Raw genomic sequence first — 13,867 nt, forward strand, 5'->3', positions numbered from 1 at the left:
CAGGTGTATCTTTAATTATAAAAAAATCTCCACGTAGAGACCCGTTCTTTTGAACGGAGCGCAAAGTTAAATAATAATGGGATTAATGCAAGTAGATTTTTACTCGCCGATATTCACAGACACCATCAAAAGGCATTTGCCACAGTTAAGAGAAATACATAAGTACAAACAACAGGCTGATTTCACTATTTAGCTAAATTATATTGGATAACCATAAATCCTTAGATTCAATTTCTAAAAGTTTACCAGGAAATTATTTAGAATAATTCTAAACAATCTTGATTTTTCAAGAAACGAGACATAAGTTTGCTTCCTTATTTTTAATAGGTCTAAATAACAATAAAATGAAAAAAACTTATAAAGTAATAATAGGAATGACATTTTGCATGTCAGTCTTTGTTGGCTGTGGGGATGATGAACCGATAGTTGATACTCAGGAGCAGTTAAAACAAGAAGTAATGGAAACCTATGCTAACATAGTATATGCCAGCTATGTTGACTCTTATAATGAAGCTGTTAAATTGCAAACAGCCATCACGGCATTTTTAGCCGAACCTTCCAGCACTACAAAGTTTGAAGCTGCGAAACAAGCCTGGCTGGATTCAAGAGAACCATATCTACAAACTGAAGCATACAGATTTGCAAGTGGCCCTATTGATGATGAAGACGGGCCAGAAGGTTTTTTGAATGCCTGGCCACTGGATGAAGCATATATAGACTATGTGGAAGGAAATTCTACTGCCGGCATTATCAACGACCCCAATTCATTTCCAACTATCTCTAAAGATGTACTGGAATCACTTAACGAACAAGGAGGAGAAGAGAACATAAGCATCGGATACCATGCAATTGAATTTTTATTATGGGGGCAGGATTTAACAGATCCTTCAGCAAAAATGCCAGGTCAAAGACCAAATACAGACTTTGTTGATCAGGGAACTGCCTCTAATCAGGACCGAAGAAGAAAGTACATGGAAGTATGTGCTTCATTACTCTTGGATCACTTACAATTGATGGTTGATGAATGGAATCCTGACAATTCCGGAAACTACAGAGAAACTTTCCTTGCCCTGAATTCTTCTACCGCTTTAAAAAATATATTAACAGGTATTGGGGTATTATCCAAGTCTGAGTTGGCCGGGGAAAGAATTTTCACTGCTTACGACAACAGAGATCAGGAAGATGAGCATTCTTGCTTCAGTGACAACACACATAGAGACACCAGACAGGATGCACAGGGAGTAAAAAATGTTTATCTGGGTTCATATACGCGAGTAGATGATACCGTTGTATCTGGAAAAGGGTTACATGACTTAATGGAAGAATTGAATCCTGAATTGGCTACCTCTATACTTGCGCAACTCAATCTGGCTTTTGACAAAGTAGATGCGGTGGGTATTCCATTTGACAATGCGATAAATGATGATACCGAAAGGCCTAAAATCATTGAAGCTGTGAACGAACTTAGAACTCTCGGTGACAATTTTGCAGCAGTAGCTACTGTACTAGGTTTTAATATAAATACAGGCTTGCCAGACTAAAACCCGAAAATCCCCTTGTAAAAGAGGCTTTTCTATAAATATTGTTAGTTTTTAATTTGCCATTTGTTTCTTTTTGCAATGCAAAAAGAAACAAATGGCATTCTCTATTATAAAATCACTGATGCTTCTTAGATTATTAACACTATTGTCTGTAGCTATAACAATTATATCTTGTGGCAGTGACGAAATAGATCCTACACTTTTCCCTGAAGAAAATGAAGAACTATCCGGAGGTCTTACTACTATATTTGATGAATCTCCCAATGCATTTGGCTTGCAAGCCCCTAATTTATCCTCAGACGAGGGGCTGCTTTTTTTCGTAGGAAATTCTTTTTTCAACCAAAACTGGGTAACGTCACCATCCTCAACTACCGCTCGTGACGGTCTGGGTCCTTACTTCAATGCCAGAGCATGTAGTTCCTGCCACTTTAAAGACGGCCGAGGAAGGCCACCGGAATTCAGCGGAGAGCTCAATACCGGGCTATTATTAAGACTGGGCAGCAATACTCTGGATGCTCACGGAGGCTCTTCAGCAGACATCAATTACGGCGGACAGCTACAAGACCAGTCCATACTAGGTATAATGGAAGAAGGTGGCTTTGAAATTCTATACAGTGAAGTAACAGGAGAATATGAAGATGGAACAAAATACTCTCTGAGAAAACCGCTTTATAAGTTGTTAGGATTAAACTACGGAGACTTGAGTGCTGATACACAGATTTCTCCAAGAGTAGCGCAACAAATGATTGGATTAGGACTTCTTGAAGCCGTATCAGAACAAGACATTGTTGCCATGGCTGACGAAAACGATTCTAATAATGATGGCATAAGTGGCAAACCTAACTATGTCTGGAATGTTGAAAAACAAAGTAAAACCATTGGTAGATTCGGATGGAAAGCAAACCAACCAACCGTGCTTCAGCAATCTGCGGGTGCACTAAACGGTGACATAGGAATCACAAGCAGATTATTTCCTGACGAAAATTGTGTTAAAGGTTGTGATGACCTGGCAAATGGCGGTGAACCTGAAATTGATGATGATGACCTTGACAAAATAGCACTTTACTCCAGTACGTTGGCTGTGCCTGCCAGAAGAAATTGGGATGACCAACAGGTATTGAAGGGGAAGAAAGTTTTTAATGAAATTGGTTGTCAAAATTGCCACATTCCGAAATTGACCACAGGTCAGCATCCAAGTATTGAGGCTCTATCTAATCAGGAAATCAGACCCTATACCGACTTACTCCTGCACGATATGGGAGAGGGCCTGGCCGACAACAGACCTGACTTTGAAGCCAATGGTAAAGAATGGAGAACAGCTCCTCTTTGGGGCATTGGGCTGGTAAACATAGTAAACAGCCATACATTCTTTTTGCACGACGGCAGAGCTCGAAATTTGGAAGAAGCCATACTTTGGCACGATGGTGAAGGAAAAAGTGCTAAAGATGCCTTCTTAGCCCTTGAGTTATCAAACAGACAACATCTAATTACCTTTTTAGAATCACTTTAAGATGACGGTATTCCAAAAATCAATCATTGTATTAATCACTCTTTCCTTAGCGGCATTGATCATCCCATCTTGCTCAGATGGCACAGTGGTTTACTCCGAATTAGATTATTATAGAGAAGGTCAGCTTAAAAACACTTTCAGAAATGAAATCGCTCCATTGCATGCATTATTTGCAGGTGAGTGTGCCAAACTAAGTAATGTTTCTATCACATTCACCAATCAACTTAATGAAGAGAATCTAATTAAACTCAGGAAACAGTGGCTGGAAACCATTTTGGTCTGGAAAAGATGTGAATTATACAACCAAGGACCAGTTGAGCAGAGTTTTATTCACAACTCTATTGACAAATGGCCTGTCAATGCAACAACTATAGAAACAGCTATCAACGGTGAAGACATTATTGATAAATCGTACATAGCATCTCGTGGTTCTAATGCTAAAGGACTTGCTGCCATAGAATATTTGATTTTTAACCAAGAAAAAAACACCTCTGAGGTGTTGAATGATTTCAGCAACTCAAGAAGATTAGATTATCTTTCATCACTTTCGGAAAACTTAGTTGAGGTATCAGAGTCAACCAACTCGATGTGGACAGGTTATCAAAACGAGTTTGAAACGCAAGCAGGTGGCGGGCTTGAAGGCGGGCAAAATAAGTTAATCAATAACCTGATCAACCTGTTGGAAGAAATAGTACAAACTAAAGTAGGCAAAGTATTAGGTAATAGCAATGGAGGAACTCCAATGCCAAGCCTTGCAGAAGGCTACAATAGTGCTGCTTCTCTTCAAATGATAAAAGCCAATCTGAAAACCATAGAAAGATGCTACACTGGTGAATTCTCTCAAGCTCCTTTTCGGGTAGGGTTTGATGAGTTTCTCATACAATCAGAATCTATTGCTCTCAATGAACGTATTCTTAATCAGATTCAATCTTGCTATGAATCTATTGACAAAATACAGAATGAATTAGGTAGTGCAGTAATTTCCGAAAATCAACAAGTAGTGGCATTATACGATACTTTTGGTGAGCTTTTGATCCTACTGAAAGTAGATTTGGCCAACGTATTGGGTTCGACCATTACCTTCACCGACAATGACGGGGATTAAGGCTTATTACCAAAGCTTAAACTCAAAGGTTTCCCTCCAACCGTTAATAATTTTCCGGATTGCTTTCGGATTATTAATGGTAGCTTCTCAAATAAGATTTTTACTTAAAGGGTGGGTTAAAGAGCTTTATCTGGCTCCAAAATTTCATTTCACATATCCGGGATTTAGCTGGATCACTCCCCTTCCTGAAGTCTGGATGTATTCTCTGGTGGTAGCTACAATCCTTTTGGCTCTTTGTGTATCTCTGGGACTCTTTTATAGAATATCCATTATTCTATTTTTTTTATCATTCACCTATTTAGAATTAATAGACAAATCATTTTACCTCAATCATTACTATTTTGTTTCCCTCATTTCCTTTCTGTTAATCTTTCTACCTGCTAATGGTAAATTTTCATTGGATACGATTTTATTTCCTCATGTGAGAAAAACCAATGTAACCAAGTGGTTGATTGAAATAATCAAATGGCAAATTTGTCTGACTTATATTTTCGCCGGAATAGCCAAAATAAATTATGACTGGCTCATCCTTGCCCAACCATTAAAAATATGGCTATCAGCCAGAACTGATACCCCAATTGTGGGGTCATTTTTCAACGAACCATGGGTAGCTTATCTATTCAGTTGGACGGGGATGGTGTATGACCTTACCATTGCGTTTTTTCTTTTGAAAAGAAAAACCAGGCCATACGCCTTTGTATTTGTCATTATATTTCATTTGATGACCTGGACACTTTTCAACATTGGTATGTTTCCATTTATCATGATTTTTTCCGCCCTTATATTTTTTGATGAAAAGGACTGGAAAAAAATATTTTTCAAACAAACAAATGTTGAGGCTATAAATGAAAGAAAACCCATTTTTCTATTTAAAACAAAGTCGTTACAATATATAATGACGGGATATTTCATAATTCAAATTATATTGCCACTGCGTCATCATCTGTACAAAGGCAATTTGAGATGGACAGAAGAAGGTTATCGATTTGCCTGGCATGTAATGGTTGTTGAAAAAACAGGCTACTGTGAATTTATTGTCAAGGATAAAGACTCTCAAAAGAACTGGACAGTTCATCCCAGTCAGTACCTGACTAAGGTTCAGGAAAAACAAATGTCGTTTCAGCCTGACATGATCTGGCAATTTGCAAAATATTTAGAATCAGATTTTAAGGAAAAAGGAATTGCTGACATGTCAATAAACGTAAAGAATTTTGTGTCACTCAACGGCAGAAAAAGTCAACCATTAGTTGATCCAAATATCGATTTAACTGAAATAGAAAGCGAATTCCAATTATCTGAAATAATTGTAAAAGAGGAAGAATTAGAATCAGTTGAATTAAACTGAAGCTGTTAACTTTTCAACGCTCATTATATCTTCATTGATCTCATCAGACTCTATCAACCCATCCCTCAGACGAATGATACGGTGTGCATATTTTGCTATATCCTCTTCGTGAGTTACCATAATGATGGTATTTCCTTTTTTATGAAGATCCTCAAACAACTCCATAATACTATATGAAGTTTTAGTATCAAGATTTCCTGTCGGTTCATCAGCCAGAATGATACTGGGATCATTTACCAAAGCACGGGCAATAGCCACACGTTGACGCTGACCACCGGACAGTTCATTAGGTTTATGCGATCCTCTATCCTCCAACCCCACTCCTCTCAAAGCTGCCTCAGCCCTTTCTTCCCGGTCAGATTTGCTATATCCGGCATATATCAGCGGTAAAGCTACATTTTCCAAAGAAGTAGATCTGGGTAAAAGGTTAAATGTCTGAAAAACAAAACCTATCTCTTTATTCCTGATTTCAGCCAATTCACTTTCTGACAAATTACTTACGTCGTTGTTATTTAAAATATACTGACCAGAAGACGGTGTGTCCAAACAACCAATAATATTCATCAGTGTAGATTTGCCCGACCCTGAAGGTCCCATAAAGGCAACATACTCACCTTTATTGATCTTAATGCTAATAGACTTCAAGGCATGAATGGTTTCCGAACCCATCACATACTTCCTTGCAATTTCGGTGGTACTGATTATTTCTGACATAAAATTAAGTTGAAGGTTATAGAAAAAATTATAACGTTATTAGTTTCTAATTTGATACATTAATAGTCGATTTCTTCATCTTCATCAAATGAAGAGATCATACTGCTCAATAAATCATTGAATTGAATACCTTTTTCCAATGCATGTTTACTAAGGTAACTGTACTCTACCAATCCAAACAATACAAACTCCATTAAGAACAATTTTTCGTTTGCATTTTTAGCCTTACAGTGATTTTTAATCAACTCCTCTAATCCTGTAATTGAATTCAACACCTCCTGATATTCTTTCTGAGTATAATCATTCAAAATATCAATCATATTACCTTTCTCAAACCAGGTAGAAATCGCTTTATATGGATCTACACTCCCTTTTTTGTTTCGAACTTCTTCAGGATTTGGAAAAATATCAGGCAACATTGTTCGGATAGCCTTTCCGATCAAACTTTGAGCTACTATTCCCGGCCCTTCCTGTTCTCCTTCATACACCAACTCCACCTTTCCGGTAATCGCCGGAATAACGCCGATGAAATCAGAAATTCTCACAAAAGTTTCCTTTTCTCCATTTTTCAAAGCCCTCCGTTCTGCAGCACTAACCAAATTTTCATAAGCAGAAATAGTCAATCTTGCAGAAACGCCACTTTTTGCATCTACATACTCACTATTTCTTGCTTCTATTGCTATCTGTTCGATCAACCTCTTTGCAAAATCATTCACCTCCACATCCACTTGCATGTCATCCGCTATAGCTGCTTCCTGAGCGGTAATTTTCATACCTGTTTCTATAGATTTAGGATAATGGGTGATAATTTGGCTGCCCAACCTATCTTTCAGAGGAGTAACAATGCTTCCTCTGTTTGTATAATCTTCCGGGTTTGCTGTAAATACAAATTGTATTTGAAGCGGTAATCTCAACTTAAATCCTCTTATTTGAATATCTCCTTCTTGTAGAATATTAAACAAGGCCACCTGAATTCTTGGTTGGAGATCGGGCAATTCGTTGATTACAAAAATTCCGCGATGCGCTCTGGGTACCAGTCCGTAATGAATCACTCTTTCATCTGAATATGGAAGTTTAAGTGTTGCTGCCTTAATCGGATCGACATCACCTATCAGATCGGCAATCGATACATCAGGAGTAGCCAACTTTTCAGTATAACGGTCATTTCTATGCACCCACTCCACCTCTAAATCATCACCTTGTTCACTTAAAGCATCAAGGCCAAATCTTGAAATAGGATTTAAAGGATCGTCATTTAACTCAGAACCCTTTATCACTGGCATGTATTCATCCAGCAGTAATATCATCTGACGTGCTATTCTGGTTTTGGCTTGGCCTCTCAATCCAAGCAGGTTGATATTATGCCCGGATAAAATCGCTCTTTCTATATCAGGAATAACCGTATCTTCATAACCCCAAATACCTTCAAATACATCTTCTTTATTTTGAATCTTCGAAATCAGGTTTCTTCTCAACTCTTGTTTAATAGTTTGAGACAGATAACCTGCTTTTTTCAACTCACCTAAAGTACTTATCTTCTTCACTTCTTCTGGTGAGAATTTTTTATACGACATACGCTACAAATTTTTCTTTCTATTGTTTTTAAAATCCTCAAACACCAAATTTCCAAGCCCCTTCAAGTTGCTATAATAAGCATTGCCATTGTTGATTTTGGTAAACTCTTTTACAAATTCCTTTAAGTAAGGATCAGAGGCTATCATAAATGTAGTTACCGGAATATTGAGCCTGCGGCAAGCAGCTCCAAGGTTGTACGTTTTATTCAAGATCTGAGGATCAAGACCAAAACTATTCTTATAGTATTTAATGCCTTTCCTCATACAAGTAGGTTTCCCGTCTGTAATCATGAAGATCTGCTTGTTGCTATTTTTCCTTTTTCTCAGTAAATCCATTGCCAACTCCAATCCTGCTATCGTATTGGTATGATAAGGCCCCACCTTTAAATAGGGTAAATCTTTAATCTCTATTTGCCAGGCGTCATTGCCAAAGACGATAATATCTAGTGTGTCTTTTTTATATTTTCTGAGAATCAACTCGGACAAAGCCATCGCCACTTTTTTTGCAGGAGTAATTCTGTCTTCTCCATACAAAATCATAGAATGGCTGATATCAATCATCAATACCGTTGAAGTCTGAGTTTTAAACTCTCGCTCCTCCACTTCCAGGTCATTTTCTGTAAGTGCAAAATCGGAAAAACCATGATTGATCTGCGCATTGCGAATAGAATCCGTCATTGATATCTGATCAGGAGTGTCTCCAAACCTATATTCTCTCATATCCGAATTTCGCTCATCTCCCAATCCGGAATGAAAAGTTTTGTGCTCACCCTTTCCTGATTTTTTGAGTTTGCCAAAGATTTCTTCAAGTGCACTTTTTCTTATTTCCTGTTCGGATTTAGCACTGATCTTAAATTCACCAGTTTGATTATCTTCAGTCAGAAAGCCTTTCTTCTTCAGGTCTTCTATAAAATCCCCCATACCATAATCGGCGTTGGTAATGTTGTATTGCTTGTCAACATTGGTCAACCAACTAAGTGCCTCACTTACATCTCCTGATGTAATCAACAATAGCTGCTGTAGGATATTCCACAGGTTATCAAAAGCTGATTGATCTTTGTTCTTGTCAGGTACAAAATCCGTAATCCGGTAGCCTATCATTTACTTATTTGGGGAAATTATTTTATCAATACAATACATCAGGATTGTTTAACAGCAAACCTGTGATTCAGATTTTTAATTTAGCGATTATTTCGTTTAATTTAAGTAAACAATCTGTTTTTACCTTCATTCTAAACACATGGCTGGCAGGAAACCAATATTTGCAACCCTCATTGTTGATATTGTGACTTTTATTAGTCACACCTTATTAAAATCGCTAGAACCCAAAGAAGGAAAAGCCAAAAAGAAAACAGATCACAAAAAATGGGAATAATTATACCCTTATTATTTGGTAGGCATGGTTCTGAAAATCACATCCCACAGAGGAGATGATACACCAAACGCTCTTTCCGGCTGTTTGTAATGGTGGATTCCGTGGTGTACCCACAAAATCTTAAAAAAGTTTTTAGGTGGTTGAAAAGCATGTACCATATAATGCACCCATAGGTAAGATGCATAACCCATATAAAATCCCGGGAGGAATCCATATACCAGATCACCCATTATTACTTTAAAAAACAAATAAAACAAGAAAGCCAGGGTCACACTTGCCGGTATTGGCATGGCTAGTCTGTCTTTATCTTTAGGATAGTGGTGGTGAACACCATGCACGGTATAAACAAACTTCTTTTTAGCTTCAGTATCTTCACTCATGTGAAAAAGAAAGCGGTGCATGATATACTCAGCCAGAGTAAACAACAAAAAACCTACGATGAATAAAACCATAACCGCTGGGATATTCAGTCCTATTTTTGCACTACCGTAATAAACCAAACCAATGGAAAATATAGAAAACATAACCAAAGGAATAGCTATATGAGTTCGGGTTATTCTCTCAATAAAAGGGCTTTTAGACAAAACTGTCGTTCCCTTCATTTCGGGTTTAATACTCTTATGATCCAGCATAATAAATCAAATTAATCCAGAAAAACTTCCAGATAATGCAATTATATGAGACAAATTTAATTTGTGACAACCGATCAAAGAAATAAAATCAAAAAAAAGGCAATTAAAATAATCAATATCATGAGTCTAATTTATTTTTCGACAGTTTCCTTACTGTTTTATGGGCTGTTTGGCTTCCAAGGCGACTTTAAATGTTTCTACAGTTTCTGTATAGAAAGTTTCATACATTGGTAAAATACTCTCTAAGTCAAAAGTTTTTGCCCTATCCAACGCTGCTTTTTTAAATGTCGCCAAATTATCCTTGTCCAAAATATGGATTGCCTTTTCTGCCATACATTCGATATCACCAATATCACATAAGAATCCTGTTACTCCATCGAGATTCAACTCAGGCAAACCACCTACATTGGTACTGATGACTGGCACTTCACATGCCATTGCTTCCAATGCTGCCAATCCAAAACTCTCCTTTTCAGATGGCATGATAAAAAGATCGGATACCGACAGCACTTCCTCTACAGCTTCCAGTTTACCCAAAAACCGCACATCGTTCAGGTTACAAGAATCACGGCACAAATCTTCTATTCTTGTTCTTTCCGGCCCATCACCAACAAGGAGCAATTTGGAAGGGACTGTTTCCCGTATTTTGTTAAATACCTTCACCACATCATCTACCCTCTTAACCTTTCTAAAATTGGATGTATGAACAATCAATTTTTCACCATTAGGACAAATGGCTTTTTTGAAATGGTCTTTCTTTTGTTTTTTAAACCTGTTCAAATCGATGAAATTAGGGATCACACGTATTTCCTTAGTTACATTAAAGTGATCATAGGTGTCTTTTTTCAAGTCTTCAGACACGGCGGTAATACCATCGGACTGATTGATTGAAAAAGTAACAACAGGTTCCAGTGAAGCATCTTTCCCTACAATGGTGATGTCCGTACCATGCAGGGTAGTAATGAAAGGAACGTCAATCCCTGAAGATTTCAATATTTCTCTGGCCATATAAGCTGCCGATGCATGCGGCACAGCATAATGCACATGTAACAAATCAATATTTTCGTGCTTTACCACATCTACCATTTTACTAGCCAATGCGATCTCATAAGGTGGGTATTGAAACAGTGGATAGGGTTTGATATCTACCTCATGATAAAAGAGGTTTTCGTTGAAAAAATCCAAACGGGTAGGTTGCGAATAGGTAATAAAATGAACCTTATGCCCTTTCTCTGCCAACGCCTTTCCAAGTTCTGTTGCCACAACCCCAGACCCACCATAGGTGGGATAACATACTATTCCTATCTTCATTAAATTGGTTTTATCTAATCACTTTTAGAATCATTCTGAACCAGAAATGACTCATACATTATGTCATGAATTCTAGTACGTATATTATTCTGAATGAGTTTATTATTTTGAGCATCAGGATACACCCTATTGGACAAAAACACATAGACCAAATCATATTCAGGATCAGCCCAGACAATAGTACCGGTAAACCCGGAATGCCCAAAAGCTTTATCTGATGCATATTTGGATGCATTTTCAACAAGAGAATCCGGTTTATCCCAACCCAATGCCCGGCGATTTGAATCTCCTTGTTTTTTAATAAATTTCTGTACAGTCTGCTCAGAAAAATACCTGTTGCCACCATAGTAGCCCTTTTGCAAAAGCATTTGCATGTATTTCCCCAGATCACTGGCATTGCTAAATAATCCGGCATGGCCGGATATTCCATCCAAAAGGGCTGCATTTCTATCGTGTACATTTCCCCAGACCAAACTATTTCTGAGATAATCATCCTTTTCCGTTGGTGAAATTCTGTCTATAGGAAACCTGCAAAGCGGGGCATAACCTGTCGATGACATTCCCATGGGATCAAATAAATTTTGACTCAAAAACTCATCTATTGATTGGTTCAATTGGTTTTCTGCCAAATCCTTCAATACCATAAATCCCAAATCACTATATAAATACTCATAACCTCCACTATCTTTTTTAAGGGAATTGAAGCCGGAAGCAACTATCCAACTGCGAATGGAATCCGCCCAATTTATGGAAAGTGTTTTGTACTTATACCTGCGTCTTCCGGGTAGCTTAAACCTAAAGTCATCTCCATCCGGATCAAATTCAGCATGCCTCCAAAAGGGTAAATACGATTTCAATCCTGACTGATGAGTCAATAAGTCTGTCAGCTTCACGCCAGACTTATCAGAATTTGCAAATTCATTGATATAACTTCCGAGACTATCCTCCAATGAGATTTTATTCCAGTCTGCCAAAAACATTAAAGAAGGTACAGTAGCCACCACTTTGGTAATAGAGGCTATATCATATATTGTTTCATTGTCCACATGCTCGGTACTATCATAGGTGAGATGACCAAAGGACTTATTGTACACCACTGTTCCATTTTTAGCCATAAAAACCTGACACCCCGGAAATGCACCCATTTCAATCGCATCCTTTACTACAATATCTATTTTAAACAATTCATCGGTATCGACCTGTAAACCGGTAATATTTCCATACTTGAATCTTCCTGTTTCAGGAATGGTTTCACCCATCACTAAAACAGAGTCTTGCGCGGAAACCCAGTGCAACCTTCCTGTGATTTTTCTGGCTCCAAATATGTTTTGTGGAATCAAATGCACATAGTTGTCTTCATTTGAGGGAGTCCAAAGTATAGTCTCAAAATCTAGTAATTTCTCAATATACTTCTTATCTCCACTGTAGATCACCACTACGTGAGATTTTTCATTAATTTGTTTGAGGTAAAATAAAATATCATCTGACTGCTCCAAATTTAATGATGTAATATTGGCCAAAACAACATCAAAGTGATGCAGTGTCTCTACCGACTTCTGAGTGTTTTTCCTAAAATATCCAAAATCATAATGAGCTACACCAGTATATTTATCTATATACTTTCTAAATGTATTATCTTCTATTGTATTTCCGGAAATAGAAGCAAAATGGTATTTATCAAGATGCCGAATAGGAAAAATGCCACTTTCGTTTTTCAACAACACTACAGAACCAAACAGTGCCTTTTCATTAATATTTTCAATATCTATGTAGCGCTGGTCTCCTTCCTGCTGATTGAGTAAATCAAGTTCTCGCTTAAACCTGATAACCTGCTTGCCCTTTTCTTTAAGTATTTTATTTTTAGGTGGTTTGGTTGAAAAGAGTGTGTGTAAAATATCTTTGGCCAGCTCGATATTCTGCGGTAGAAGAACCATATCTGCTCCTTTTTCTAAAGCCTGAAAACATATATCTCCGGAAAAATTATCCGAATATTCCGGCTTACTTAAAAACAATCCTGAAAAACCTATTTCTTTCCTTTTTTCCAAATCATAGGGTTCACCCTCGAAGACCGAAGTATCAAGTTTATTAACAAAAACACCAGCATATTTTAATTGATCTACCTGGATTTTATTATCCTTGATCAAACCATCAGAACTGCCAGCCACAATGGCAACTCCCGCAGACTTTAGCCCTTCTAAATATTTTGAAATCCACCAATCTGCTTTGGTCTTTATTGGATCAAGAATGACCATATCAAAACCTACTTCTCTAATTTGTCTGCCTATTAAGAATCCCAAATCGGTTATTAATGAATCATCCGTTAATAATTCAATTTTAGATCTGTCGGGCAACTCCTGACCTCCATCAAGTGGAAATGAAAGTAATTCAGGAAGATTTAATGCTACAAAAGGCCTCTGAGGAAAGGAAGTCGATTTGAGACTTGAAATCCATTGCTTCACTTCAGATTTTTCACCATTGCTGATGATAACCCCTCCTATATGCCCGGTATTTACAATATCATTGACTTTCCTAAGGTCTTGTTCTTTATGAAAATCACCAACAGAAAGCACCAGCAACTTCGATATTCTTTCTCTTTTATTTAAGGAAACATAGACACTGTCTTCATAAGATAATTTTGATTTAATAAGCGCAAAAGATCCAAAAACGGGATAAAAGAAAAACATGAAGAAAAATAGTCCAATAACTCTTTGCACTTTGGAGCGTAATAATTGATATGTTGGATAAATTTGCATCTGGTTA

10 protein-coding genes are annotated in these 13,867 nt (G+C 37.4%); 4 read left to right on the forward strand and 6 right to left on the reverse strand.

Translation table 11 applies throughout. The features are described 5' to 3' along the window. Nucleotides 1-344: 344 nt before the first annotated feature. The 4 genes from AAOP42_RS09165 (at nucleotide 345) to AAOP42_RS09180 (ending at nucleotide 5,501) form a co-directional block, all read left to right on the forward strand. Nucleotides 345-1,541 carry an imelysin family protein gene (locus AAOP42_RS09165; protein WP_349528195.1) on the forward strand — a complete coding sequence of 399 codons (1,197 nt, stop codon included), beginning with the start codon at nucleotides 345-347 and terminating at the stop codon, nucleotides 1,539-1,541. Nucleotides 1,542-1,635: 94 nt separating this feature from the next. Beyond that, the gene (locus tag AAOP42_RS09170) at nucleotides 1,636-3,051 is read left to right on the forward strand and encodes a di-heme oxidoreductase family protein (protein ID WP_349528196.1); all 1,416 of its coding nucleotides are present in this window, start codon (nucleotides 1,636-1,638) and stop codon (nucleotides 3,049-3,051) included. 1 nt (nucleotide 3,052) lies between these two features. After that, nucleotides 3,053-4,156, forward strand: coding sequence for an imelysin family protein (locus tag AAOP42_RS09175; RefSeq protein WP_349528197.1), 1,104 nt, complete (start codon nucleotides 3,053-3,055; stop codon nucleotides 4,154-4,156). After that, the gene (locus AAOP42_RS09180; RefSeq protein WP_349528198.1) at nucleotides 4,143-5,501 is read left to right on the forward strand and encodes an HTTM domain-containing protein; all 1,359 of its coding nucleotides are present in this window, start codon (nucleotides 4,143-4,145) and stop codon (nucleotides 5,499-5,501) included. Before AAOP42_RS09175 ends, AAOP42_RS09180 begins: the two co-directional genes overlap by 14 nt. Here the strand turns inward: AAOP42_RS09180 and AAOP42_RS09185 are convergent. The 6 genes from AAOP42_RS09185 to AAOP42_RS09210 all read right to left on the reverse strand — a co-directional run bounded on the left by AAOP42_RS09185 (nucleotide 5,493) and on the right by AAOP42_RS09210 (nucleotide 13,821). Beyond that, a complete protein-coding gene (locus AAOP42_RS09185) occupies nucleotides 5,493-6,215 on the reverse strand; it encodes an ABC transporter ATP-binding protein (protein WP_349528199.1) in 723 nt (240 codons plus the stop codon). The two genes, AAOP42_RS09180 and AAOP42_RS09185, sit on opposite strands and share 9 nt — an antisense overlap. Before the next feature lie 59 nt (nucleotides 6,216-6,274). Continuing rightward, complete coding sequence (locus AAOP42_RS09190; RefSeq protein ID WP_349528200.1) at nucleotides 6,275-7,789, reverse strand: sigma 54-interacting transcriptional regulator; 1,515 nt, start codon at nucleotides 7,787-7,789, stop codon at nucleotides 6,275-6,277. 3 nt (nucleotides 7,790-7,792) lie between these two features. Then, nucleotides 7,793-8,890, reverse strand: coding sequence for a vWA domain-containing protein (locus AAOP42_RS09195; RefSeq protein ID WP_349528201.1), 1,098 nt, complete (start codon nucleotides 8,888-8,890; stop codon nucleotides 7,793-7,795). Nucleotides 8,891-9,175: 285 nt separating this feature from the next. Then, nucleotides 9,176-9,796: a sterol desaturase family protein gene (locus AAOP42_RS09200; protein ID WP_349528202.1), complete on the reverse strand. Its 621-nt coding sequence runs from the start codon at nucleotides 9,794-9,796 to the stop codon at nucleotides 9,176-9,178. A 150-nt stretch (nucleotides 9,797-9,946) separates the two neighbouring features. Continuing rightward, nucleotides 9,947-11,107 (reverse strand): N-acetyl-alpha-D-glucosaminyl L-malate synthase BshA, encoded by a 1,161-nt coding sequence (gene bshA, locus AAOP42_RS09205; RefSeq protein ID WP_349528203.1) that lies wholly within the window; start codon nucleotides 11,105-11,107, stop codon nucleotides 9,947-9,949. A gap of 14 nt (nucleotides 11,108-11,121) precedes the next feature. Continuing rightward, nucleotides 11,122-13,821: a serine hydrolase domain-containing protein gene (locus AAOP42_RS09210; protein WP_349528204.1), complete on the reverse strand. Its 2,700-nt coding sequence runs from the start codon at nucleotides 13,819-13,821 to the stop codon at nucleotides 11,122-11,124. Nucleotides 13,822-13,867: the final 46 nt, after the last annotated feature.

The organism is Reichenbachiella sp. MALMAid0571, assembly GCF_040151475.1.
Lineage (GTDB): Bacteria > Bacteroidota > Bacteroidia > Cytophagales > Cyclobacteriaceae > CAXBNB01.

Excerpts from the sequence above, each read along its gene's own strand:
- AAOP42_RS09165 (WP_349528195.1), top strand. The coding sequence starts at position 345 with ATGAAAAAAACTTATAAAGTAATAATAGGAATGACATTTTGCATGTCA.
- AAOP42_RS09170 (WP_349528196.1), top strand. The coding sequence starts at position 1,636 with ATGGCATTCTCTATTATAAAATCACTGATGCTTCTTAGATTATTAACA.
- AAOP42_RS09175 (WP_349528197.1), top strand. The coding sequence starts at position 3,053 with ATGACGGTATTCCAAAAATCAATCATTGTATTAATCACTCTTTCCTTA.
- AAOP42_RS09180 (WP_349528198.1), top strand. The coding sequence starts at position 4,143 with ATGACGGGGATTAAGGCTTATTACCAAAGCTTAAACTCAAAGGTTTCC.
- AAOP42_RS09185 (WP_349528199.1), bottom strand. The coding sequence starts at position 6,215 with ATGTCAGAAATAATCAGTACCACCGAAATTGCAAGGAAGTATGTGATG.
- AAOP42_RS09190 (WP_349528200.1), bottom strand. The coding sequence starts at position 7,789 with ATGTCGTATAAAAAATTCTCACCAGAAGAAGTGAAGAAGATAAGTACT.
- AAOP42_RS09195 (WP_349528201.1), bottom strand. The coding sequence starts at position 8,890 with ATGATAGGCTACCGGATTACGGATTTTGTACCTGACAAGAACAAAGAT.
- AAOP42_RS09200 (WP_349528202.1), bottom strand. The coding sequence starts at position 9,796 with ATGCTGGATCATAAGAGTATTAAACCCGAAATGAAGGGAACGACAGTT.
- bshA (WP_349528203.1), bottom strand. The coding sequence starts at position 11,107 with ATGAAGATAGGAATAGTATGTTATCCCACCTATGGTGGGTCTGGGGTT.